Origin of the sequence: Nonomuraea antri (assembly GCF_013283785.1) — a bacterium.
GTDB lineage: Bacteria > Actinomycetota > Actinomycetes > Streptosporangiales > Streptosporangiaceae > Nonomuraea > Nonomuraea antri.
Window position 1 is genome coordinate 20217 of the sequence record NZ_JABCPZ010000073.1, and the last position, 23528, is coordinate 43744.

Below are 23528 nucleotides of genomic sequence, written 5' to 3' on the forward strand. Positions count from 1 at the left end.
ATGTCAGACTTCCTCCCGTATGTGGCATGAGTAGGCGGAGCGGGGCTTGTGGAGCAGACGGGGCAGCAGGTGGGCGGTGCCGCGGTCCCAGTACACCCACTCGATGGCGCCGCCCTTGGAACGGACGGGAGCACGCCGGTGCTCCAGGTCGAGGTCGTCGACGTTCAGGGAGAGGATCTCCGCGGCCCGGGCGGCGGTCTCGTAGAGCATCCGCCACAGTGTCTTCTCTCGCAGCGGGATGTCGTGGCGCGACAGCAGCCGGTGGATGGTGGTCCTGACGACCGCTCGGGTCTCATCCGCGCTTTCCTTGCGGCCTTCGGCCTCGGCCGGGACCAACGGGGCGGCCCAGTGCTTCTTGGCCTGGCACCAGGTGAGCCAGGAGGTGATGGCGGCGCGGTTGCGGTTCCAGGTCGCCGGCGCGCATCGGCTTCACAGCTCGGCGAGCGCGGCGCCGATCTCGGCGTCGGTGACCTCGGCGAGCGGCCGGTCGCGGCCGAGCAGTGCGATGGTGCGGTCGACGGCGGAGGCGTAGGCGCGGTGGGTGTTGGGGTTAGCCGTGCGCGGGGTGGCCAGGAAGGCGTCGGTGAGCGTGACGCGCCCGCCGCGAAGGGCGGTGATCTTCGGCGCGGCGCTCATGCCGCCCGCTGTAAGAGGCCTGCGGCGATGTACCGGATAGCGTGCCGGAGTCGCGCACCGTCCCGACGAAAGGTTCCCCTGGTCGCCGCACGGCCATGATCGCTCATGTACGGGATAAGAGGCCGTTATCACCTGCAGCCAACGCTCTCGGCAGCGGGGCGTGTTGTGATGCGCGATCAGGTAGGTGATGCAGCTCGCAGCGATGTGCGTGGCTGGTTCAGCTGATGGTCCGGTTGAGAACCTCGGGGGCACTCACGATGGACGAGCGGCTCCGGGCGCATGCCCGGTTAGCAGCTCGTTCGGTACGCAGGACCAGGCGGCATGTACCGCTTCCATTCCTCCCGAGTAAAGGAACGCCCCACCTGATCACATGGAAATTCCGAGGTATCGACGAGATGACCCAGCTGTCGTGGCGGACGACCGGCCAGTCGATGTCGGTGTCGGCGGTCGTGTCGATGTAGTTGGTGAAGACGTTCAGAGCCACGTTCGCGACGACCTCGGCGATCTCACCGTCGGACAGACCCTCCTCCCGAGCGGCCTTCAGATCGGCATCGCTGACGCCGCCACGGTCACTAACCACCGCGGTGGCGAAGGCCGGTGCCGCCTGCGCCCTGGCGTCCGAGGACCGGCCGGCGCGGGCAGGCCGGCTACACATCATGCGCCACTTGCGACAAGCCGAGAGCCCCGCTCAGCGATTCCTGAGCGGGGCTTGTCGGATATGGGTCGATGGTTCACTTGCGCCCGGACGGCAGGAGCATCAGGACGATCACGACCAGCGATGCCGCCACGGTGAAGGCGCCACGGCCGTCGGTGATGGTCAGCAGCCAGGCCGGATAGGCGCCGTAGGCCGCGTCGATCACCGCCTGCGCGTCGGCGCCTCCGCCCAGCAGCGACTGCAGGTACTGCACCTGCGATGACTGGCTGAAGAGGATGAGGACGTCCATGATCACGAAGAGCGGCTGGAAGATGAAGGTGAGGATACGGCCGGCGCGCTTGCCCGCCAGGTTGAGGCAGGCCAGGAGCACGGCGATCGCGGCGGTCGCGACCGGGATCACCAGGGCGGTGCCGCTTTCGTCGAAACGAATGCCCTTGTCGGCCAGGATCGTGGGCGACAAGCCCTGCCCGGCCAGTTCGGCCTCGGCGGCGGCCTGCACGTCGGCTCCGAAGATCAGGCCGGCGACCGGGACGATCAGGTAGGCCAGGGCGAAGAGGAATTGCAGGGCGACGGCGACGTTGACGGTGCGGGTGCGGGTGCGGATGTCGGCGCGAACTTCAGTGGTGGTCATGCCGTAGACGATGGTGGGATGCGCTGATGCGGTCCTGTCACGACGCAGACAGCCTCCGTCAGCGCTCATCAGTGGGCCGAAATGTGGACTGTAGTGGCCGGAATTGATCCGCATTTGAGAAGCTTTGGACGTGCACATTGTCTTGCTGGGTCCGGTTGAGGCTACTGCCATGGACGGGAAGCCGGTCGAAATCGGTGGCACCCGCCTGCGCATGTTGCTGGCCCGGCTCGCGCTCGCGTCCGGCCGCCCGGTGGCGGTGGAGTCGCTGATCGAGGATCTGTGGGATGACGAGCCGCCCGCGGGAGCGAACGCCGCGTTGCAGGGCCTCGTATCCAGGTTGCGCAAGGCGCTCGGAGAGATGGGTGCCGTCGAATTGACCGCAGGCGGCTACCGGCTGCCGGTGAACCCGCAGGCCGTGGACGCGCATCGATTCGAGGAGCTGGCCGTACGGGGCAGCCGCGAACTGGCCGCGGGCCAGGACAGACAGGCAGCGGCACTGTTGCGGTCGGCGCTGGAGTTGTGGCGCGGCGAGGCGCTCGCGGACGTCCGCGAGGCGGCGTTCGCCCGCAATGCCGCCACCCGGCTGCACGACCTGCGTGCCGCCGTGGCGGAGGATCGGTTCGAGGCCGAGTTACGCCTGGGCAGGCATGCGGAGGTGCTGGCTGATCTCGGCGCCGCCGCCCAGGAGCATCCGCTGCGCGAGCGGCTGGCAGGACTGCGGATGCGTGCTCTGTCGGCGGCCGGGCGCCAGTCGGACGCGCTCGAGGTTTATCAGGACATTCGCGGCAGGCTGGGTGACGACCTCGGCGTCGATCCCTCCTCGGACCTGCAGCAGCTCCATCTGGCGCTGCTGCGCGGCGAACTGGAGCGGCCGGCGGCGCGCGCGGAGGCGACTCCGAGCCGGTTGCCCGCGCGGCTGACCAGCTTCGTCGGCCGGGAGGCCGAGCTGGCCCAGGTGGCCGAGCTGCTGAGCAGCGCGCGCCTGGTCACCATTGTCGGGCCGGGCGGTGCGGGCAAGACGAGGCTCTTGCTCGAGGCGGCTTCCCTGCAGCGCGAGCGCGTGTGGTTCGTGCCGCTGGCCACGGTGAGCGAGCCTGAACGGCTGGCCGAGGCCGTCCTGAGCAGCCTCGGCCCATCGGGCAACATGTTCAACGGCGCGAAGCCGCAGCAGGTCACCCCGGTCGACAAGATCGTCGAACTGCTCGACGTCGGCGATGCCGTCCTGCTGCTGGACAACTGCGAGCACCTGGTGGAGGCCGCGGCCGAGCTTGCCGAGCAATTGCTGGTACGGCTGCCGCAGCTCAAGATCCTGGCTACCAGCAGGGAGCCGCTGGCGATCATCGGGGAGGCGCTGTGCCACCTGGGGCCGCTGGAGCTGCCGCCGTCCGACCTCGACCCGGACCCCGATCTCGCCGAGGTGGCGCGGACCGGCGCGGTGCGGCTGTTCGTGGATCGGGCGGCCAGCGTACGTCCCGGCTTCGCGCTCGACCACGACACCATCGGCGCCGTGATGCGGATTTGCCGCGGGCTGGACGGGATGCCGTTGGCGCTGGAGCTGGCCGCGGCCAAGCTGCGTCAGATGAGCGCCGCGGAGATCGCGCGGCGGCTCGACGACCGGTTCCGGCTGCTCACCTCGGGAAGCAGGACCGCCCTGCCGCGGCAGCGGACGCTGTTGGCGATGGTGGAGTGGAGCTGGGACCTGCTGGAGGAGCCGGAGCGGATACTGGCGCGCAGGTTGTCGGCTTTCCCGGGCGGTGCCGGCCTGGCGGCGCTGGAGGCCGTCTGCACGGACGAATCCCTGCCGGCGGAGGATGCCCTCGGTGTGGCGGGAGCGTTGGTGGAGAAGTCCCTCGTTCAGGAGCACGAGGGGCGATACCGGATGCTGGAGACGGTGCGTGCCTACGCGACGGCCAGGCTCACCGAGTCGGGGGACGACATCGCCGGCCGCTTGTCCGGATATTTCCTGGCGTTCGCCGAGGAGCGTGAGCCGCTGCTGCGTACCCGGGATCAGCTGCGCGCCATCGCGGACTTCGACGCAGAATACGACAACCTGGTCTACGCGCTGCGGACCGCCATCGCCGCCCGGGACGCTCTCACGGCGTCCAGGTTCGTCCGCGCGCTGTTCTGGTACTGGGGTATCAAAGGCTTGAGCAGTCAGTTCGAAACGTTCCTCACCGAGGTGCTGGCCTTCGGCGACGAGCTGCCCGCGGACACGCTGTCCGCCTTCCAGGTGGTGCGGGGCGTGGCCGCCGAGGCACACACTCCTTCACGGCCGGTCGCACTCGGCGAGCGGGCGCTGAGCTTTCATCCGGCTGTGCCGCTGTTCAAGCTGTCGCGGCTGGCCTCCGCCGATCAGAGCCGGGCGGAGCTGGAGCACGCGCTGAACTCCTCCGACCCGTGGACGCGGGCCAGTGCGCTGTGGGCGCAGGACTACATCAGCACCCAGCAGGGCGACATGGCGAACTCCGCACAGAGGCAACGGGTCGCGTTGCGTGCCTTCGAGGAGGTGGGCGACCGGTGGGGCATGGTGATGTGCCTGCTGGCCATCAGCGTCGCAGAGGACATGCGAGGCCGGTACCCGCAGGCGATCGCGGCCGCGGAACGAGCTGTGGTGATCAGCTCCGAGCTCGGCACCGAGGAGCACGTGTACGCGTCCAAGAACCGGCTGGCGTCCGCGCGGGCGCGCAGCGGCGACCTGGCAGGCGGGCTACGCGACGTCGAGGCAGCTCATGATCAGGCACGCCGGCGCGGCCACCGACACGTGGAGGCCCGTCTTCTGAACGCCCGGGCCGCCGTTCTTCGCTGGTCCGGTTCGTACGAGCCGGCCCACCAGGCGCTCGACGAGTTGGAGGGACTCGCGCACCGGCTGCCGATGCCCACGGAGATCGTCCATGATCTGATCGCGGGCGGTCGGGTATCCCTCCTGATCGCCGAGGGTGACAGCGCGCGGGCGCGTGAGCTGTTTCCACAGGCGTTGCGTGGAGTGTTCGCGTTCGAGAGCGCCAGCCATACGGCCACGGCGGCCGAGTGGCTGGGCAGGCTCCTCGCTCTGGAGGGCGACGCGGAAGGCGCGGCCACGGTGCTTGGGTCGAGCCAGGTGATCCGCGGCTTGTTCGACCATGGCGACCCCGCGCTGCGCGCCGTCCTCGCCACGCTGATCGAGCAGCTTGGCGAGGACGGCTTCCACGAGGCGTTCAACAGGGGCGCGGAGATGCCGCGCCAAGACGCGATCGACCGGCTGGCCGGGCAAGCCGGTCGGCCGGTCGCGGGATGAGAGGTCAGGCCGCGTTCTTCCGATAGGCCCGCATGGCCAGCGGGAAGAACACCGCGATCGCCGCCGCCATCCAGATCAGCGCGCCGAGCAGCGGCCCGGTGACCTCACCACCGTTGAGCAGGCCGCGCGTGACGTCGGCCATCAAGCTGACCGGGTTGATCTGCGACCAGGCCTGCAGCCAGCCCGGCATGGTCTGAGTGGGGACGAACACATTGCTGGCGAACGTGAGCGGCAGCACCAGGATGGTCATCAGTCCCTGTACCGAGCCGGGGGTCTTGACCAGCATGCCGAGGTAGACCGACATCCAGGAGAAGCTGAGCGCGAAGGCGATGAGCAGCGCGACGGCGCCCAGCGTGCTCACCGGCGAGGTGTGGATCCGGTAGCCCATGATCAGCGCCAGGGTCAGCAGGACGCCGAGGGTGACCAGATAGCGGACGATATCGGCGAGTACGGCGCCGACCAGTGGCGCGGAGCGGGCGATCGGCATGCTGCGGAACCTGTCGAACACCCCGGTGCCGGCGTCGGCGTTGAGCGAGACGCCGATGCCGATGCTCGCCTGGAAGACGGTCATCACCATGATCCCCGGGACGATCGTCTGGATATATCCGGAAAGGTTGCCGCCGCCGATCGCGCCGCCGAAGAGGTAGACGAACATCAGCAGGAACACGATCGGGGTCAAGATCACATCAACGAGCTGGACCGGGGTCTTGAGAATCTTGATGACGCCCCGGCCGGCCAGCGCGAACCCGTGCCTCGCGCCCTGAATCGGACCGATGCGAGTGGCGACGACGGCGCTCATGCCGCACTCCTTTCCGTGGGGGTGCCGTGTCCGGTCAGCGCCAGGAAGACCTCATCAAGGCTGGGCAGGCGCAGACCCAGCTCGTCGGTCGCGATGCCGGCCGCCTCCAGCCTTCTGACCAGCGCGGACACCAGCATTGGACTGGGGGCGGTCGCGGTGAGCAGCCCGGTGTTCTGATCACGGACAGGCGGCGCGCCGGTCAGCTCGGTCAAGACCCCGGCGACCGCGTCCGCGTCGCCGGCCAGCGTCGGCCGTACATACAGGATCTGGCCGCTGATCTGCCGCTTCAGATCGCCCGGCCGCCCCTCGGCAACCACCCGGCCATGGTCGATCACGGTGATCCGGTCGGCGAGCTGGTCGGCCTCCTCCAGGTACTGGGTCGTGAGCAGCACCGTGGTGCCGTCGTTGACCATCTGCCTGACGACCTGCCACATCTCGTTGCGTGTGTGCGGGTCGAGCCCGGTCGTCGGCTCGTCCAGGTACAGCACCCGCGGCCGGCCGACCAGGCTCGCCGCGAGGTCGAGTCGACGCCGCATACCGCCGGAGAAGGTGGCGATGGAGCGGCCGGCGACGTCGGCGAGCTCGAACCGCTCAAGAAGTTCGGCCGCCCGCGCCTTGGCCTGCCGCCTGGACAGGTTCAGCAGCCTGCCGTACAGCACGAGGTTCTCGGCGGCGGACAGCGTCTCGTCGACCGAGGCGTACTGACCGGTGAGGCCGATCAACGACCTGACCGCCACCGGATCCCGCGCCACGTCGTAGCCACCGATCTCGGCCCGCCCCGCGTCGGGACGTAACAGCGTGGCAAGGATCCGGACCGTCGTGGTCTTGCCCGCTCCATTCGGGCCGAGCACCCCGAGAACTTCTCCGTGCCGTGCCGTCAGGTCGACCCCATTCAGGGCGACCACGTCTCCATAGCGTTTCTCCAGGCCTTCAGCCTTGATCATGTACGGCATCGCGTCTCCTTTCCGAGTTCCGATGAGGATGACGATGCCGCCGACCGCTGATCGGACGCAGACAGGGCGCTAACAGGTCCCGTCAGCGGCCATGGCGCGGGCTGACCGGCTGCGGGATCAGCCGGTCGCGCTCCGGCCAGGACTCGTACCCGATGTGATCCGCGTTCGTGACCGAGTAGTACCAGCCCGCGAAACTCGTCCCGCCCTTGGCCCAGCCGAAGGTCCGCACCGGCGGTACCTGCTCGAACCGGACGCTCCAGCTCGCTCCCAGCGGTTTGCGACTCCGCACGCCATCGTGGTAGAAGTCCAGCTCAAACCCGCCAAGAGCCGGATCTCCGTGCTCAACCGCGAGTTTCTCCACCGTCACTCCTGACGACTGGCCGACGCGTCACTCAGCCTTCGGCGGCACGAAATTAGTGGGCATCAACCTGCGATGACAATGACCAGCCGTCGCTGTCACAGGACGGCTGATCCGAATACCACTGGGGCCCGCTGGAAGGCGATGTCGCTGAGAAGCAGCAGCATCTCGTGGGCATGCGGTGGGAGCATCGGTGTGCAAGCCGGAACAAGGTGGCGCTGGTGCAGCCCAAGTCCAAGGTCAAGTCGTACGTGGCGGCCCACCGCGATATCGCGCGGTGCACCGGCACCTCGCACTCCTGCGTGTGGAGACCAAGAGCAGGGCCGCCTTCGGGACGGGCGTGCCGGCCGCCCCCGCCGTCGGGCCGGCCGGCCGCGCGTGATCGGCCCCGCCGAGCCGGCCACGCTGCGCCGCCTGGTGGACGACGGTGCCTCAGTCACCGAAGCCGCCCGCACCCTCAAAATCGGTCGTTCCACTTCCTACATCGCACTCGCGCGACGCTGATCAGCGGGTGCCCATCCCGCATCCCGCACTGCAGCGGGCCGCTGGGCTCCTGGCCGTGTCGGAACGCCGACCCATCTCGTAGCTCTTGAGGGGGAGGAGACCACGTCCGGGTCCAACGCCGTCCACAGGAGATCATCGTGCGGACGCGGCACGTAGCCGGGTAGGGGGCCACCGCCGATCGCCTGGTGCACGCCCAAGACCACAGGGTTCCACATGCCCACAGGTCGTCCCGCCCCAGCATTTGCCGGCGGCGCAGGGAGCGGGCTTGTGAGCGGACGCTGGTTCTGCGCGTCGTCGTTGGTCCGTTTCCAAGCGCTCAGACTGCCCCGCACAGCGTCTGGGTCCTCTTCCCGCGCTTCCACATACTGCCGCAACGCCTTGAGCAGCGGCTCAACCCGATCGGTCCAACTCGGCAGACGCTTTAGCTCCCCGCTGACCAACCTCTCTACCGTGGTCAAAGGGGTACCGCTGCGCCGTGCCAGCCACGTCGAAGCGGGCTTCCAGACTGCAGCGCGGGCACCGGCTAGATAGCTGATGAACGTCTGATCCCCGCTGCGCCCCTTCTGCTGTGCCACCATGCGTACCGTTCCCTGACCTCTCAGCAGGAATCACGGTTGCTGGTCAGGATGCGCTGCCGCACAGCGTAGACAGCCCGTTCGCCGGCGGGTACAGACAGACGACCTTGCTCGCCATGGATGGCGATCTGTGACGAACCGGGGTAACCCGGTGTTGCCCCAGATTCGGGACGCAGCCGATCATCGGCCAGTGAGATCGGGGGCATGCCTCCAACCACACCACGACGCACCCGACCGGCAGCGCTGGCTATCGTCTGGGTCTTTCACCCCTTGATCAGCGCCCTCCTCGCCGGCGTAGAAAGTAGTCGCTGTCTTGGTGGTGATCGCGACTGCGCTGTTCGGCACTGATCGGCTTAGAGCGCCTAACGCAATGAAGTGAGGCGCCGCCGGCAGATGAGCGCGCAGGCCGGCTTGAGGAAGGCCTCGTGGATGTCGGCGCGGATCTCCCAGCGGATACGCAGGCGGCGGAAGGCGTGCAGCAGGGCGAAGGCCTGCTCCACGACCCACCGTTGTCTGCCCAGGCCGGAGCCGTGCTCGGTGCCGCGGCGGGCGATCAGCGGGCGGATCTGCAGCTCTCGGACCAGGCGACGGTACTTGTCGTGGTCGTAGCCGCGGTCGGCGAGCACCACGTCGGGTCGCTGCCGTGGTCGGCCGCGCTTGCCGCGGATCTTGGGGATGGCTTCCAGTAGCGGGCGTAGCTGGGTGACGTCGCCCGCGGTTGGCGCCGGTCAGGATGGTGGCAAGGGGGATGCCGGTGGCGTCGGTGATCAGATGGTGCTTGCTGCCGGCCCGTCCGCGGTCGACCGGGGACGGACCGGTCTGCGGCCCCCTTTTAGCGCTCTGATCTGCGAGGAGTCCACCGCAGCCCGGGAGAGGCCGAGCAGGTCGGCGGCACGCAGCCGATCGAGCAGGACCTCGTGCAGCCGCTGCCACACGCCGGAGGCGTTCCACTCGGCCAGCCGTCGCCAGCACGTCATGCCCGAGCCGTAGCCGAGTTCCTGCGGCAGGTGCTCCCAGGCGATCCCGGTGTACAGCACGAACAAGATGCCCTGCAGCGCCAGTCGGTCATCCAGCCGCTTGCGCCCTGGATGCCGGAACCGCCGCTGACGCGCTGCGGTAACAAGGGCTCGACCACCGCCCACAGCTCGTCGCTGACCCTCCCACGGCTTCACCGTGGCCATCCGCACTCCCTCGCTTCGCTGCAGCGAGAGATCAAAGCACAACATGATCATTCTGTTAGGTGCTCCAAGGGCTACTGGTCAGTGTTTACCCCGCCATTTCCGACCCTGAGAGGCTGACCGCCTACGACAAGCTGGCCGGTGCGGCTGTCCAGGCCGGGGGCGGGCGCGTCCTGTCCGTGGGCGGCCGAGTCGTCGCCCACGAGGCCGGAAGCACGCATCGCGTCGTTCTGATCGAGTTCGACAGCTTTGAAGAACAGGCCGTCGCGGCTTACGAGAGCGAGGCATACCAGAAGGCGCTGGCGGCGCTCCCCGACGGCTTCGAGCGCGACTTCCGCATCATCGGAGGCGTCTACTGACCGGCGGGCCCAGCCATCGCTGAGCATCCGTCACCTGATTCGCCCACGATGCTGAATACGCACATGATGCTGAGTGCCTAGGCACTGAACGATCGACTCCCGAGACGAGTTCGACGCCCTGCCCCGCGAGGTCCGCGGTCGAACGCGCCGTGGCGGGCGTGCACCGTCGCGAGCAGGCGCACGGACAGGTCGGCGACGGTGGAGGCACAGCTCAGCGCCCGCACGTGAGGCGGCGCTCGGCGGGGATGCGCAGGCGCAGCAGGTAGTCGTCGACCGCCCGCCGGGTGCAGGCCGTACGCTGATAGGCGCCGTGGCCCGCGCCTTCATAGGTCACCAGCGCCGCGCCCCGACCGAGCTGGCGGCGGACGCCGACCGCCCACGCGTGCCCGGTCGCCGGGTCGTGACGCGCGTTGACCAGCAGGATCGGGGGAGTGCCCGCCGGCACCTTCAGCCAGTGCTGGGGGTTGCGCGGCTCGACCGGCCAGAGGGCGCAGGTCAGCGCGAACGCCTGGGTGTCGGGTTGGGTACGCATGTGGGGCGCGACCCGGCGCATCTTGGCGGTGTGGGCGGCGAACCGCCGGTGGTCGGGAATCGTCAGCCGCCAGTCCTGGCAGGCGGCGGGGGCCGGATGCTCGATCTCCCGCACCTCGGGGCCCGGCCGGCCGCGTACGACGCCGCGCGGTCCCGGCCTCCCCGACTCCAGTGAGGCGATCCGCTCGGCCAGCCAGGAGTAATCCGGCCCCATGAGGCCGCCCAGATGCGCCTCTGTGGCCAGGTCGTACGCGCTCAGCACGCGGCCGGCCAGGGCGGGATCGCGCAGCGTGCCCCGGTCGGCCCGGGCCATCAGCCCGTCCCAGATCCGCGGGACGTCCCTGCCGTGCAGCGCGCACGCCCGGTCGCGGGCGCACCAGCGGGCGAACGCCAGGAACGCGTCCTCGGCGTTGGCCGCCTGGCTCACCAGGAAGCGTCCGGTGGGCAGGCTGTGGTCGAGGACGCTGTCCAGCGACATCGCGCGGAGGTTGCGCCCGAACAGCTCGGCGTAGTGCTGCCCGAGTAGCGTTCCCGCGGACACGCCGTGGTAGCTGATCGTGTGCTCGCCGAGCGCGGCCCGTACGGCGTCGAGGTCGCGGGCGACGCTGACCGCGTCGAGGTGATCGGCTACCGGGCCGGTGCGGTGCCGGCAGTCGGCGGCCAGCTCGGCGGCGTACGCCCGGAGCCGATCGAAATCGGCCCGGTCACGCGGTGCGGGCAGGGGCTCGCGCCGGACGATGTCGGCCGAGCACCGCACCGGGGAGCTGCGCCCCACGCCGCGCGGGTCGAAACCCACGACGTCGAATCTCGCCAGGATCTCCTTGCTGAAGTACGTGCTCGCCTCGCCCTGGACGAACTCGGTGCCCGGCCCGCCGCCGACGTTCACCGCCAGGACGCCGATGCGCCGCCCGGGCTCTGCTGCCTTGAGCCGGGCCACCGCCAGACCGAACCTCGCCCCGTCCGGCCGGTCCCAGTCGACCGGGACCTGCAGCTCACCGCATTCGACGGCCCGGTTGGCCGTACACGGCGCCCATGCGATCTGCGGCTCCGCCGCCGCGACACGGCCCGGAAGCACGGTCACGCCCGGGAATGCGAGCACAATGCCCGTGAGCACCGCACCCAGCTTGTGTGCGAATCCCATCATGAAGCTCCTCCTTCGCGACTTCGTCAATCCAAGGCGGTGCGGTGAGCGGGCGCAGGAGTCTCCGCACCCAGTTCCGGGGGTGGGCAGGCCCTACCTCGTACAGTGGCGGCCATGGAAATGGCAGAGGCGCTGCGCAGGGCTCCCCTGCGCTTCGTCGTGTCCACGTGGCCGCTGCGCAGCGCCACCTACGTACTTACCGGTGTGGTCAGCGGCCTGCTGGCCCTGGCGTGGGTTCCGGTGGCGCTGGTGGTGGGCGGGTATGTGCTCATGCCGGTGCTGACGTCCCCGCTCCCGGCGGCCGAGCGGCGGCGCATCGCGCTCCTCGGCCTCCCCGCGTTGCCGGACCCGCACCGCATACCAGCCCGTGCTGGGCTCGTCGCCTGGCTGCGGGCTCGACACACCGACGCGGCCACCTGGCGCGAGCTGGCCTACCTGGTGCTGCACGGCAGCGTGCTGCTGGCCGTGAACGTCGTTACGCTGCTGCTCGGCTCGGCCCCCGCGCTGGTCTACCTGAGCGGCGTCGCCAACCTCACGACCTCGCAGCCCGGCGGACCGGCGTCCGCCACGCCCGCGACGCGGGCCGACGCCGCCGACGGCCAGGTGTTCGCGCTGGTCGGCGGGGCGGTGCTGGCCATGCTCGGCACCGCCGTCCTCCTCTCCTACGCGACGGCCCTTGCCGCGCTGGCTCACGGCGCGCTCGCCCGCCTCCTGCTCTCTCCCGGCGACGAGGCCCGCGTCCGCTCACTGACCAGCTCCCGCGCCCGCCTCATCGACGCCTTCGAATCGGAGCGCCGCCGCATTGAGCGCGACCTGCACGACGGCGCCCAGCAGCGGCTCCTGAGGCTCGGCATGACGCTCGTCACGGCCCAGCTCGAACTCGACCACGATCCCCAGGCCGCCCGACCCCTGCTCGCCCAGGCGGCTGACGAGGCCAGAGCCGCGCTCGCCGAGCTGCGCGAACTGGTCCACGGAATCCACCCCCGGGTGCTCACCGACCTGGGCCTCCGAGCCGCCGTCGCCGACCTCGCGGCCGGCTTGGCCGTGCCGGTGACCGTCGCGATGGACGTACCGAAACGATTACCGGCGCCCGTGGAGTCCACGGCGTACTTCGTCGTCGCCGAGGCCCTGACGAACGCCGCCCGGCACGCCGCCGCCACCGAGATCACGGTGACCGGCGCGGCCACCGCCGACACCCTGACCATCGTCGTAGGCGACAACGGCAAGGGCGGCGCGGACCCGGCGCGCGGCACCGGCCTCACCGGACTGGCCGACCGGGTCGACGCTCTGGCCGGCACCATCACCTTGACCAGCCCGCCCGGCGGGCCCACGGCCCTGCGCCTGGAGTTGCCGTGCTCCGAATAGTGCTCGCCGAGGACGCGTTGCTGCTTCGCGAGGGGCTGGCCGCGCTGCTGGCCCGCTTCGGCCACGAGGTGGTGGCCGCCGCCGGCGATCCGGACGCGATGTCCGCCGCCGTCGCCGAGCAGTCCCCCGACATCGTGGTCACCGACGTACGTATGCCGCCCACCTTCACCGACGAGGGCCTGCGCGCCGTCGTCGCCCTCCGCCACGCTCACCCCGGTCTTCCCGTCCTGATCCTCAGCCAATACGTGGCCACCGCCTACGCCGCCAAGCTCCTGGAATCCACGAACGACGGCGGCATCGGCTACCTGCTGAAGGACCGCATCCTTGAGGTGCGCGAGTTCGTCGACGGGGTCGAACGGGTCGCCGCCGGCGGCTGCGTCATCGACCCCGAGGTCGTCCGCCGCCTCCTCACCCGTCACCACGACCCACTGACCCGCCTGACGCCCCGCGAACGCGAGATCCTCGCTCTCATGGCGGAGGGCCGCTCCAACACGGCGATCACCAACGAGTTGAGGGTGAGCGAGAAGGTGGTCGGCAAACATATCAACGCCATCTTCACCAAGTTGGATCTCCCGCCCACGGTCACCGACGACCACCGCCGCGTCCGCGCCGTCCTGATGTACCTCCGCGCCTGATCCCGCCCCCGACCCTCGTCTCACCGTCGCCGGCAGGGGGTTGCCCGCCGATGACAGCAAAGGTCGGTGAGTGGATCGATCGGAGCCATGACCACCTGTCCGGAGGCCGGACGGCGGGATCTCCGTCCTGCCACCGCGGCTCTGTCGCGATTGCCGGCCCAGATGCCCAAGGCTCAGAACCGGCGGTCGGGGTTCACGCCGCGTCGGCCTCCTCGCCAAGATCGAGGTGGACCTCCATGCCGTCCAGCGGCGCGTTCAGGTGGTAGACGTAGTCCCCGAAACGACGCACGTTGTCTTGTTGGTAGGGGGACATGATGGCCACGTCGGCGTGATGCACTGCCTGCCTCTCGTTGCGCAGTTGGTTGAGCACCAGCGACATGTCCAGCGTGGTCTGGTACCGGGTCGTGGTCGTATCCGGCCGGAAATTCCGCTCAAACATCCGGCGACGCGATCGCGTACGGGCGCGGCGCGGTGAACCGGTCTCGAATTGGATGTACCAGCGGGTAGTGACACAAGGCGCGCGTAGCGTGACGCGTTGTGGCACAGGGGCATTTATCCGCCACACAGGTTGACCGGTATGGCCCGTTCGTGGTGGACCCGACGCCGGAAGAGCCAGAGAGGTTCTTCTTCCTGGACGCTGCCGCGCTGAAGGAAGCGCAGGACAAGCGGCAGCCCAGGTGATCGACGGCCACGGTGAGCGCGTGCCAGGCCGCGTGCGAGACCTGGTACAGGGACTGCTGAATGCCAGACGGGGGCGTCACCAGGCGCAGATCGGCGGTTCGGCCTCGCCGCAGACTCCCCACATCGAAGATCAGCAGATAGCGCAGATCGCGTGGTTGATCGAAGCAAGCCACGGTCGGCCAGGAGGAGAAGGCGCAAATGCCCCACCTCGAGGAGGGGCCGTACGTCAATATCGGTGTCCATGGGTCGCAAACGCCGTCCATGGGACCTGTACAAGCTCATCACCGCGCTGGCATTCTCGGGTTTCACCGTGGCCGCAGCGTTCGCGGTCGGGGTACTGCCTGGCAACGCCGAACTCGGGGACATTGACCCGCTCAGCGCGGTCATTGCCTTGTTGGGCCTGGCTGCCTCGCTGTGGTTGAGCCTGCATCAGCCCTTTGATCTGACTGCTGAGGCCACCAAACTAGCCGCCGAGGTGCTGCACGACGAAACCATCGCACGCCGGCAGTTGCTGGGCGGGGAAGTCCGGCCGATCGACATCACCTTTGCCTTGCGCCGCGCACCCCGCGAAGCCCACGGTCTTCCAGTGACTGGCACGCTGGCCGAGGTTGTCGACTACTTCGGTTGCCACCGTCCGAGTCGCCTGGTGATCACTGGTGCAGCGGGTTCTGGTAAGACGTTCCTCGCCATTGACTTGATTGTGGCACTGCTCGCCGGACGCGCCCCTGATGCGCCGGTTCCCATTCGTCTGACGGCGGCCTCTTGGAACCCCGACCAGCCGGTTGAGGAGTGGCTGCGTAGCCACCTCAGGCGGACCTTCGGGCTTCGTCCCGCGCTGGCCCGGGCACTTGTGAAGGGGCACATGGTGCTGCCGGTCGTCGATGGCATTGATGAGATGGATGCCGTCGCGGCACCAGGCTATGCCTCGCGTGCCGGGCGAGCCCTGCGTGCGATCGACGCCTACCAGCTCGGCCGGGCTCATGCCGAGATCGTGGTGACCTGCCGCACCCACCAGTACGAGACGCTGCAGGAAGCTGAGGCCGGAACTCGGGACGTGGCATGGGTGCAGGTACAGCCAGTTGAGCCTGATCAGGCGCTGACTTTCCTGGAAGGACGCTGCACCAGCATCCAACGCTGGGCCAAGGTGCTGGATGCCATCGACTTTGAGCCCAGTGGACCGCTGGCCCAGGGTCTGGCCACCCCGTGGCGTTTGACCCTGGCTGCGATCGTCTACGAGCAGCGGGAAGCTGACGGGACCTACCGGCACGATCCTGATGCGCTGACCGAGCTGGCTTCGGCCGAGGAAGTCGGCGAGCATCTGCTGGCCCGCGTGATCGATGCCGCCACTCCCTGCGACGCCCGCTACAGCGGGCGCCAAGTTCACCGCGGGCTGGCAGTGCTGGCTCGTTACCTGGACCGCAACAGCGCCGAGCCTCTCCCGGTGCTCGGCCGCCGCCCGCTGCCGAGCACCGATCTGGTGCTGCACGAGTTGTGGCCACTGGCCGGCCACCACGTTCCGCGGATCGTTCACGCGCTGCTCATTGGTGCCGCCTGGCTGCTGGTCCTCCTTGTGATGGGCATCCAGCCTGTGCCTGTCGACAGTGGGAGCGGCCCTGCCCGTGTCGGCAGCGGGAGCGGCTCGCTGCATCCCCTAGATCTAGGGGATGCAGGGCCTCATCAGCTCCTATACGGCCCTGGCCTCGAAAGGGGTGCCCTGTATCTCATAGGCGTTGTCCTGATGGCATCAGCATGGGTGCACTGGCCGAGCCCGACACGCTCGATGTCACGTGCGCTCACGACTCGCGCGGGCCGGCGTTGGCTCGTGGCAGGGCTCATAGCGGGGGCGCTTTTAGTGCCTGCCGTGATCCTGCCCCTGAGTTTGATCATCGCCGGACCATTGGGTTTCATGTCATTGCTCATGGGGTTGTCCATGACCATGCCTGTGCCAGGGTTCCTGTTCCTGCTCGGAGGACTGGTCGTAGCCGGACTCATGATCGCTTTTGCGAGTTCGAGGGCGGTGCTCGGGTTTGCGGTCGGACTTCTGCTTGGGCTTTTGGGCCTGGCCCCGGTAAGTCATGTGCTGTCGTTTGTTTCACTGGTGAGCCTGGCTTCGAGTCGGCCCCGGGACCTTCCGGCAACCCTGTTATGGATCGTGCTATGGAATGTGCTCATTCTCGGGTTGGGGGGTCTAGTGCTGTACAAGCTTGCCATCAGGTTTTCGGGTCCCGGAAAAGCGGGTGCCCATGACCCCTGCTGGGCAGTGCGATCCGATGCCGCAGCAGGGCTCCTGTTCGCCCTCCTCAGCCTCTTCGCAAGTATGTTCCTGGGCGTTGGCCGGACCTTCTCCACTCTCGGGCCCATGATCGCAATTGTGGCGGGATCCATCATTAGTTTCGTAGCAGTGCGCTATCTCGCGTTCTTGTTGTGCACCCGGCGCTGGAGTGGGAACCCACTGCCGTGGCGAATGGGCCGCTTCCTGCGCTGGTGCTCGCAGGCTGGCCTGATACGCGTGGCAGGCACTGCCTATCAGTTCCGCCACCGGGAACTTCAGGACTATCTGGCCCGCCATCCCATGCCCGAGCCTGCGGAGCGCCTCGAGAACGCGGGCAGCGCTTGATCGCGACACCGGACATCCACGAACGGATCATCGAAGCGTTACGACAGCCCAGGTCATCGAGCAAGTCGATGTACGTGATAACAGCCAATTATCACGTACATGGGCGTTATGCGATCATCGTCGAGCTGGTGATTTCGCCCTCTCGACCGGTGTGCGACTCGGAAACGTTGTCCGGTACATCGCTGCCGTGCCAGGCGGTCTGCGGTGAGTGCGGCGGGCGCGACAGTTACCGCGATCCACAGGGCGGCGATGGACCTCGGCGACGCGGCCGACGAGTTCCTCGGCACCCACCGGGTCGCCAACGACAACACCCGCCACGCCTACGCCTCGGCGATTGACCGGACCGTCACCGCGGTCGGCGGCCGCGACCGGCTCCTGTCCGACGTCACCGACGCCGAGGTCGGTGACGCGCTCACCTCGCTGTGAGGCGGGTGCGCGCCGGCGACGTGGAACCGTAACCGGGCCGCGGTGTCCTCCTGGCTCACCTGGTGCACCCACCAAGAAGAGATGGGCGGCGCCGTCGGTCCCGCCGACGCCGAACGGCGCCGCGAGAAAGTCGACCACACCAAGGTCGTCGCCAAGACCAAACTGGAACGGCGGCTGTCGCGCCGCGGCATCCCGCTGCGCGCCAAGACCCTCTACCGGATGCTGTACGAGACCGCCGCCCGCGCGCCGAGATCCTCTCCCTCAACGTCGAAGACCTCGACCTGGAGAACCGGCGCGCGCCGCTGACCTCCAAAGGAGGAGACGCCGAGTGGGTGTACTGGGACGCCGGGACCGCCCGCCTCCTGCCCCGCCTGCTGCGGCTTCCCGACGACTATCCCGACGGGCCCGTCCGTACGCGAGGTCCCCTGTTCCTCGCCGACAGGCGGCCCGTTCCCGCCCGGCGCCCCGGACCCGAGCACATCTGCCCCCACACCGGCCGGCCGCGCCTGGGCTACGACCGGGTGCGCGTCCTCATGGAACGCCACCTCGGTCTCGACCCCACCAGCTGCGCCACTCCGCCGCCACGCACCTCGGCGAGCAGAAGGTCCCGCTGCAGCTCATCATGGCCAAGACCCGGCACAAGAACCCGCGCACCGCCATGCGCTACACACGGCCCGGCGGCGAGGCCGTCGCCGAGATCACGGCCGGGCAGCGGGGCGATTCCCCGCAGTTCGAGCCCGTACTGAAGAAGATCCGCGTGCGTCGCCTGGGGCTGGGCAGAGCGCGCACCACGCCGAACCGAGTACGCGCCGACAAGGCGTACGCCTCCCGCAAGAACCGCTCCTACCTGCGCAGACGCGGCATCCAGTGCACCATTCCGGACAAGGCCGACCAGGCCCGCAACCGAAGGAAACTAGGCTCCCGCGGTGGCCGTCCGCCGAAGTTCGACCCGGAGGACTGCAAGGCTCGGAACGCAGTCGAGTGCGGCATCAATCGCCTCAAGAGACACCGCGCCGTGGCCACGAGGTACGACAAAATCGCGGTCAGATACGAGGCAACCGTCCTGGTAGCGGCCATCAACGAATGGCTGTGACCAGGACATTCGACGCCATGCCCGCTCCGAGGCGGCGAGCAGCTGATAAACAGCTCGCCCAAGCCTGAGCGCTACGGCATCTGACTGGGGATACCTGTCACGCCGACGATGTCAGGAAGACGTCAGGCAGAAGGGGTGGCCAGCCGGATCCAGCAATACCCGCCAGCGTCCGTCGCCGGGCTGATGGTCCGGTTTGGCCGCGCCGAGTTCCAGCGCCAGCTCTTCAATCGCATCGAGGTCGTCAGCGCGGAAATCCAGGTGGAACTGTTGTGGCACGTCCTGACCCGGCCACTGCGGAGCCCGGTATCCGTCAACCCGCTGGAATCCCAGATCACAGCCGGAGCCGTTCGTCAGAGCGACGAACTCGCTCGTACTGAAGAGCTCGCGCATCCCGGTCAGTGCACCGTAGAAGCCCGCCAGCGTCTGCGGGTCGGCACAGTCCAGAGTCACCCCTCGCAGTTCAGCGCCTGGCACTATTCGCTCCTTCGTGTCCGCGCGTCTGTCTCCGTGAGCCGCCGCTGCACGCGATCACCGGCCTACAGCCACACCGTACTCGCCACATCCACCGCTGAAGTAGCGGTTTATCCCTGCCGCTGACCTGGCAACCCGCCTTTCAATTCGCCCCAGACCAACTGGCCGTGCTGCCCGGACGAGATCCCGACGATGTCGACATCGCCGCGGTTCACCAGACGTTCCTCCAGGAGAAGTGGCCCAGCGCCAAGAAGATCGCCATAGCCTGCGGAACCTCGAGCGAGCATGTCCGCTACATCCTCGACGAGCACCCCGTCGACAGGCCAATCATGACCGTCGGCCCGCGGCCTGGTTGGATTCCTGCATGACGGACTGGTCGCAACTCAGCCATGCCTACGGCTCCGCGGAAGACCTACCTGCTTTGCTGGATCAGATCGAAGCAGACCCGAACGCCGAGCGCTGGAACAATCTCTGGTCGGCTCTGTGTCACCAGGGCAGCGTTTACTCAGCCAGTTTTGCGGCGCTGCCCCGGCTGACGACGATCGCCGCTGCCAGTGACGAGAACGAGCGGTTGAGAGCATTACTACTGGCAGGCGCGATCATGGCTGGAGCGGACCAACCGCATGGCGTTGGCGATGTCCGAGAGAAGTACGCAATCGAGATCGCAGCGCTGCTGCGGATGGCGAAGGAGCACCTGCGAACACTCTCCGAGCGCGCCGAGTACATCTATCTACTCGAAGCCATTCTGAGATTCGAGGGCATCCAAGTCTGGCGCGAGGATCTTTCCTGGGGACTCGTGAACGGAGAGTACGAGGTCTCCTGCCCCGGCTGCGAAGCCAGTCTGTTCATCGCCCTCGGCGACTACGGATACTTCTCCACCCGTGGCGACTACGCCCTGGAAGACGACGTTCAGAAGGTCCCCCTGCTCCCTGCAGATCCTGGGGACCTCCACGCCATCGGCCAGCGTCTCCACAGCCTTGCTTCAGCCGATGGACAGAACGATGTCGCCGTCGCGCTGACCTACCTCTTCGGGAACGCGCTCTGCCCAGACTGTGAGACGGAATTCTCCGTGGCCGACCAGATAGGAGACGCCTAATGACGTTGTTGAGGAAAACACCGGCTCGGTGAAACAGATCTGGTGTCACGCGGGTGAGACAGCGTCAGTCCTCCCTGGTCAGCGGTTCGCCGTTGGCCGCGAGCGTTGAGTTCCTACATAGTCGAAACCTCGCTCGTTTGGGGCTGGTGACACTTTCGTTGCTTACCCCTTGAGGATGTTCGTACGCCGAGGGGTTCGATGCCCGCGACGACAAGCGGATTTCGCAGGGGTCCTGGCCCCGCTCGCGCCAACACCTCCGCCAGGAGAAGCACCCGAAGGTAGGGCAGTGTTTGAGGGACGCTGAACAATGGCAGATGAGACGCAGAGCGTTGACAGCAAGCGGCGCAGGTCTTTGACCGTGGGGCGCCTCTCCATCTGTGATTTTCGAAGAAGACCGGAAACCTCTTAGAGCGCCTAACAGAATGATCTTTGTTGTGCTTTGATCTCTCGCTGTAGCCGAGGGAGAGGAGCGTGGGTGGCCAAGCTGAAGCCGTGGGAGGTCAGCGACGAGCTGTGGGCGGTGATCGAGCCGCTTGTGCCGCAGCATCAGCGCCGGTTCCGGCATCCGGGACGCAAACGGCTGGATGACCGGCTGGCACTACAGGGCATCTTGTTCGTGCTGCACACCGGGATCGCCTGGGAGCACCTGCCGCAGGAACTCGGCTACGGCTCGGGCATGACGTGCTGGCGACGGCTGGCCGAGTGGAACAAGGCCGGCGTGTGGCAGCGGCTGCACGAGGTCCTGCTCGATCGGCTGCGTGCCGCCGACGCCCTCGACCTCTCCCGCGCCGCGGTGGACTCCTCGCAGATCAGAGCGCTAAAAGGGGGCCGCAGACCGGCCCGTCCCCAGTCGATCGGGGGCGGGCCGGCAGCAAGCACCATCTGATCACCGACGCCACGGGCATCCCCCTGGCCACCATCTTGACCGGCGCCAACCGCAATGACGTCACCCAGCTACGCCCGCTGCTGGAGGCCATCCCGAAGGTGCGCGGCAAGCGCGGCCGGCCCCGCCAGCGTCCCGACGTGGTGCTCGCCGACCGCGGCTACGACCACGACAAGTACCGTCGCCTGGTCCGAGAGCTGCACATCCGTCCGCTGATCGCCCGCCGCGGCACTGAACACGGCTCCGGCCTGGGCAGACAACGCTGGGTCGTCGAGCAGACCTTCGCCCTGCTGCACGCCTTCCGCCGGCTGCGCATCCGCTGGGAAGTCCGCGCCGACATCCACGAGGCCTTCCTCAAGCTGGCCTGCGCGCTCATCTGCTGGCGGCGCCTCACTTCATTGCGTTAGGCGCTCTTAGCGCACGTCCCTCCCGCCAGAGCTCATGGTGCCCGCCGCTCGCGCAGCACGTTGAAGCTGGCTGGGACAGGTGGCTCGATGGAGGGAGCTTCACCAGAAGCCGCCGGACAAACTGTCTGAAACGTTTCGTGAACCCGTTGGGGACAGCGGAGGAACGTGGTCGCTGTCATAGGTCTGCGCATCCCTGGGCTTGCCCGTCGGCTCCGTAGTTCCAGTTCAAAGCAGGACTGCACCGCCACGGCTGTCAAAGATCTGCGTCGCTCAGTGCCATTGCTCAGCGTTTCCACTGACATCCAGCCTGCGCGTCACACGCCACACGTCACACCCGGGTCGGCCGGCGGCGACCGCATCCGAGACGGCGCTGACGCTCGATCTCAGTCAACTTGCGGGAATCTTTCCTTCTCGCAAGTTGGCGTGGCGGTGTGACTGCGCAACGTCTTCGAATTTTCGATTTTGATTTTCTGGAAAATGAAAAATGCTAGAGTGCCGGTGTGGCGGAAGATGTGGGCGGGGTGACGCCGTGTAAGCACTGCGGGGCGGCGATCGAGCAGCGACGGGGAAGGGGGCGGCCCAAGGCGTACTGTCCGGAGAAGGACTGTCAGGCGGCGGCCAAGCGGGAGCGGGAGCTGCGCCGGGCGACGCCTGGGCTGGAAGGGGCGTTGGCCAGGGCCGAGCAGCTGTACGACCGGATGGAGAGCGGGCTGGCGGCGGCCATCGAGCCGTTGGCGCGGGCGCTGGCCGACGAGTTGAGTCCGGCCGGCGTCGAGGCGAAGCTCAGCGCCGTCCAGGCTGAGGCGCACACGCGGGTGGCGATCGCGCGTACCGAGCGGGAGCAGGCGTTCGAGCAGGTACGGCTGGCGAGGGAGGCGGCCGAGCACGCACGCAGGCAGACCGGCGAGATGCGGGCGCGGCTGGAGGAGGCCGAGGGGGAGCGCGACACGGCGTTGAGCGACGCCGAACGGGCGCGCGAGCAGGCGCTGGCCGCGTTGCGTGAGGCGGCGAGTACCGAGCGGCAGGCGCGTCAGGCGTCCGAGGAGGCCGGGCGGCGCGCTGACCTGGCCGAACAGCGGGCCAAGGAGACCGCGCGCCGGGCTGAGCTGGCTGAGGAGGCCAGGGTGCAGGCCGTACAGGAGCTGGCTGAACGGGTGGAGGCGGCGGAGGGACGTACGGCGGAGGCGGTGACACAGGCTGGGCAGGCCAGGAAGGAGGCCGAGCTGGCCCGGGCGGAGCGGGACAAGGCCCAGGACGAGGCCGCGTCGGCGGCGCGGGAGCGTGAGCAGGCCGAACGGGACGTCGCGGCGGCCAAGGCTCGGGAGGAGGCGGCGGGGCAGGAGCGCGAGCGCGCCGTCGAGCGGGCGGTGCGCGCGGAGCGGGCCGCCGCCGAGGCCGAACGGGATCGGGCCGTGGCGCTCAACGACGCCGCTCTGGCCAAGGGCGAGGCGGACAGGCTGGCCGGTCGGTTGGCGGACGCGGAGAAGGAAGGGGCGGCTGCGCTGTCACGCGAGCGCAAGGCCGCGACGAAGGAGAAGTCCCGGGCCGAGGCGCTGGTGAAGGAGCGCGATCAGTTGCTGGGGGAGTTGCGGCTGGAGCGGGCGCGGCTGGACGATCTGCGGGCCGCGTTGGAGTCCGCCCGTGGGGAGGCCGCTCAGCTGCGGGAACGGGCTGTGGCGGCTGAGTTGCGCACGGGCTGAGCGGGTCTTTCGCTTGCGGAAGTGTCTCTGGTGTGTTCGTGGCGAGAACCCTCTTGGCCCGGTACTCGGCCGGCGTGACAGGCTTGTCCGGTGATCGCTGGTTTGGCTCCTCATTCTCTGAGCTGGGATGAGGTGGATCCCTCTCGTCATCCGTTCGAGCCGTCGCCGGCCGCGCGGGTGGTGGGCTTGCTCGGGCCGGCCCGGTGTGTGCCTCGCCGTCCCGAGGGTTCGGTCGCCGATCCTGTGATGAGCGCCTGGGACGACGGCGAGGGTGAGCTCTGGGCGGACGCCATGTCGCATGCCCTCGCCGAGCGTTACGGCCGTTGGGCGGTGGGCTGGCGCTGGGCCCGCGACGAAGGGGACTTCGACGGAGGCCCGGTTGGCAGCTGGTGCTGCCCGCGGGACTCGATCACCACTCCCGAGGAGACGCTCGGGTTGCGTCCACGGAGGTGGTGTACGAGTTTCACCTGGTCACAGGCGTGCCGCCGGGAAATGAGGACGGTCATCGCGTGATCCTTTGAATGCGACACTTCAAGATCAAAGGAGACACGTGATGACCG

At 68.4% G+C, this 23528-nt stretch carries 22 protein-coding genes and 2 pseudogenes; 13 read left to right on the forward strand and 11 right to left on the reverse strand.

Annotated elements, in window-relative coordinates; translation table 11 throughout:
- Window positions 1–3: 3 nt before the first annotated feature.
- The 4 genes from HII36_RS56845 to HII36_RS23900 form a co-directional block, all read right to left on the reverse strand.
- Window positions 4–336 carry a tyrosine-type recombinase/integrase gene (locus tag HII36_RS56845; protein WP_236003805.1) on the reverse strand — a complete coding sequence of 111 codons (333 nt, stop codon included), beginning with the start codon at window positions 334–336 and terminating at the stop codon, window positions 4–6.
- 93 nt (window positions 337–429) lie between these two features.
- Complete coding sequence (locus HII36_RS56850) at window positions 430–636, reverse strand: hypothetical protein (protein ID WP_236003806.1); 207 nt, start codon at window positions 634–636, stop codon at window positions 430–432.
- Between the two features lie 217 nt (window positions 637–853).
- Window positions 854–1216, reverse strand: coding sequence for a carboxymuconolactone decarboxylase family protein (locus HII36_RS23895; RefSeq protein WP_173525468.1), 363 nt, complete (start codon window positions 1214–1216; stop codon window positions 854–856).
- Window positions 1217–1367: 151 nt separating this feature from the next.
- Complete coding sequence (locus tag HII36_RS23900) at window positions 1368–2036, reverse strand: hypothetical protein (RefSeq protein WP_173525469.1); 669 nt, start codon at window positions 2034–2036, stop codon at window positions 1368–1370.
- 55 nt (window positions 2037–2091) lie between these two features.
- Here HII36_RS23900 and HII36_RS23905 point away from each other — a divergent pair, with 55 nt between their 5' ends.
- Window positions 2092–5196 (forward strand): BTAD domain-containing putative transcriptional regulator, encoded by a 3105-nt coding sequence (locus tag HII36_RS23905; RefSeq protein WP_217369879.1) that lies wholly within the window; start codon window positions 2092–2094, stop codon window positions 5194–5196.
- A gap of 4 nt (window positions 5197–5200) precedes the next feature.
- On the opposite strand, the gene HII36_RS23910 is transcribed toward HII36_RS23905, so the two are convergent.
- The 4 genes and pseudogenes from HII36_RS23910 to HII36_RS23925 all read right to left on the reverse strand — a co-directional run bounded on the left by HII36_RS23910 (window position 5201) and on the right by HII36_RS23925 (window position 9529).
- Window positions 5201–5995: an ABC transporter permease gene (locus tag HII36_RS23910; protein ID WP_173525471.1), complete on the reverse strand. Its 795-nt coding sequence runs from the start codon at window positions 5993–5995 to the stop codon at window positions 5201–5203.
- Window positions 5992–6948, reverse strand: coding sequence for an ATP-binding cassette domain-containing protein (locus HII36_RS23915; protein WP_173525472.1), 957 nt, complete (start codon window positions 6946–6948; stop codon window positions 5992–5994). The genes HII36_RS23910 and HII36_RS23915 overlap by 4 nt, the downstream gene beginning before the upstream one ends.
- Window positions 6949–7030: 82 nt before the next feature.
- Window positions 7031–7309 carry a hypothetical protein gene (locus tag HII36_RS23920; protein WP_173525473.1) on the reverse strand — a complete coding sequence of 93 codons (279 nt, stop codon included), beginning with the start codon at window positions 7307–7309 and terminating at the stop codon, window positions 7031–7033.
- Between the two features lie 1438 nt (window positions 7310–8747).
- Window positions 8748–9529: pseudogene (locus HII36_RS23925) on the reverse strand (IS5 family transposase).
- Between the two features lie 96 nt (window positions 9530–9625).
- On the opposite strand from HII36_RS23925, the gene HII36_RS23930 reads away from it, so the two are divergent.
- Entirely contained in the window at window positions 9626–9922 is a 297-nt protein-coding gene (locus HII36_RS23930; protein ID WP_173525474.1) for a DUF1330 domain-containing protein, read from the forward strand.
- Between the two features lie 211 nt (window positions 9923–10133).
- Here the strand turns inward: HII36_RS23930 and HII36_RS23935 are convergent, their stop codons facing one another.
- Window positions 10134–11597, reverse strand: coding sequence for an alpha/beta hydrolase (locus tag HII36_RS23935; protein WP_173525475.1), 1464 nt, complete (start codon window positions 11595–11597; stop codon window positions 10134–10136).
- A 111-nt stretch (window positions 11598–11708) separates the two neighbouring features.
- Between HII36_RS23935 and HII36_RS23940 the strand changes: the two genes are divergently transcribed.
- The gene (locus HII36_RS23940; protein ID WP_173525476.1) at window positions 11709–12959 is read left to right on the forward strand and encodes a sensor histidine kinase; all 1251 of its coding nucleotides are present in this window, start codon (window positions 11709–11711) and stop codon (window positions 12957–12959) included.
- Window positions 12947–13594: a response regulator transcription factor gene (locus HII36_RS23945; protein WP_328807850.1), complete on the forward strand. Its 648-nt coding sequence runs from the start codon at window positions 12947–12949 to the stop codon at window positions 13592–13594. The genes HII36_RS23940 and HII36_RS23945 overlap by 13 nt, the downstream gene beginning before the upstream one ends.
- Before the next feature lie 193 nt (window positions 13595–13787).
- Here the strand turns inward: HII36_RS23945 and HII36_RS23950 are convergent, their stop codons facing one another.
- On the reverse strand, window positions 13788–13973 hold the full coding sequence (locus HII36_RS23950) for a hypothetical protein (RefSeq protein ID WP_173525477.1): 186 nt from the start codon (window positions 13971–13973) through the stop codon (window positions 13788–13790).
- Window positions 13974–14516: 543 nt separating this feature from the next.
- Between HII36_RS23950 and HII36_RS23955 the strand changes: the two genes are divergently transcribed.
- From HII36_RS23955 to HII36_RS56860, 5 genes and pseudogenes are all read left to right on the forward strand, one after another.
- Window positions 14517–16892 (forward strand): NACHT domain-containing protein, encoded by a 2376-nt coding sequence (locus tag HII36_RS23955; RefSeq protein ID WP_173525478.1) that lies wholly within the window; start codon window positions 14517–14519, stop codon window positions 16890–16892.
- Window positions 16893–17141: 249 nt separating this feature from the next.
- On the forward strand, window positions 17142–17318 hold the full coding sequence (locus tag HII36_RS55840; protein ID WP_217369880.1) for a hypothetical protein: 177 nt from the start codon (window positions 17142–17144) through the stop codon (window positions 17316–17318).
- Window positions 17319–17360: 42 nt separating this feature from the next.
- Window positions 17361–17624 carry a hypothetical protein gene (locus HII36_RS55845; RefSeq protein ID WP_217369881.1) on the forward strand — a complete coding sequence of 88 codons (264 nt, stop codon included), beginning with the start codon at window positions 17361–17363 and terminating at the stop codon, window positions 17622–17624.
- Window positions 17625–17646: 22 nt separating this feature from the next.
- A pseudogene (locus tag HII36_RS58750) lies at window positions 17647–17931 on the forward strand (hypothetical protein); the annotation flags it as partial.
- A 9-nt stretch (window positions 17932–17940) separates the two neighbouring features.
- Complete coding sequence (locus HII36_RS56860) at window positions 17941–18411, forward strand: transposase (RefSeq protein ID WP_407940826.1); 471 nt, start codon at window positions 17941–17943, stop codon at window positions 18409–18411.
- A gap of 111 nt (window positions 18412–18522) precedes the next feature.
- On the opposite strand, the gene HII36_RS23970 is transcribed toward HII36_RS56860, so the two are convergent.
- Entirely contained in the window at window positions 18523–18885 is a 363-nt protein-coding gene (locus HII36_RS23970) for a VOC family protein (RefSeq protein WP_328807851.1), read from the reverse strand.
- Window positions 18886–19049: 164 nt separating this feature from the next.
- Between HII36_RS23970 and HII36_RS23975 the strand changes: the two genes are divergently transcribed.
- The 4 genes from HII36_RS23975 (at window position 19050) to HII36_RS23990 (ending at window position 22968) form a co-directional block, all read left to right on the forward strand.
- Entirely contained in the window at window positions 19050–19250 is a 201-nt protein-coding gene (locus HII36_RS23975) for a hypothetical protein (RefSeq protein ID WP_173525479.1), read from the forward strand.
- The gene (locus HII36_RS23980) at window positions 19247–19978 is read left to right on the forward strand and encodes a hypothetical protein (RefSeq protein WP_173525480.1); all 732 of its coding nucleotides are present in this window, start codon (window positions 19247–19249) and stop codon (window positions 19976–19978) included. Before HII36_RS23975 ends, HII36_RS23980 begins: the two co-directional genes overlap by 4 nt.
- Window positions 19979–20462: 484 nt before the next feature.
- Window positions 20463–21268, forward strand: a protein-coding gene (locus HII36_RS23985) for an IS5 family transposase (protein ID WP_407940827.1) whose coding sequence is annotated in 2 segments (ribosomal slippage) — window positions 20463–20811 and window positions 20811–21268 — 807 coding nt in all. Because the reading frame shifts where the segments join, the coding sequence is not laid out codon by codon here.
- A 500-nt stretch (window positions 21269–21768) separates the two neighbouring features.
- Complete coding sequence (locus tag HII36_RS23990) at window positions 21769–22968, forward strand: coiled-coil domain-containing protein (protein ID WP_173525481.1); 1200 nt, start codon at window positions 21769–21771, stop codon at window positions 22966–22968.
- Window positions 22969–23528: the final 560 nt, after the last annotated feature.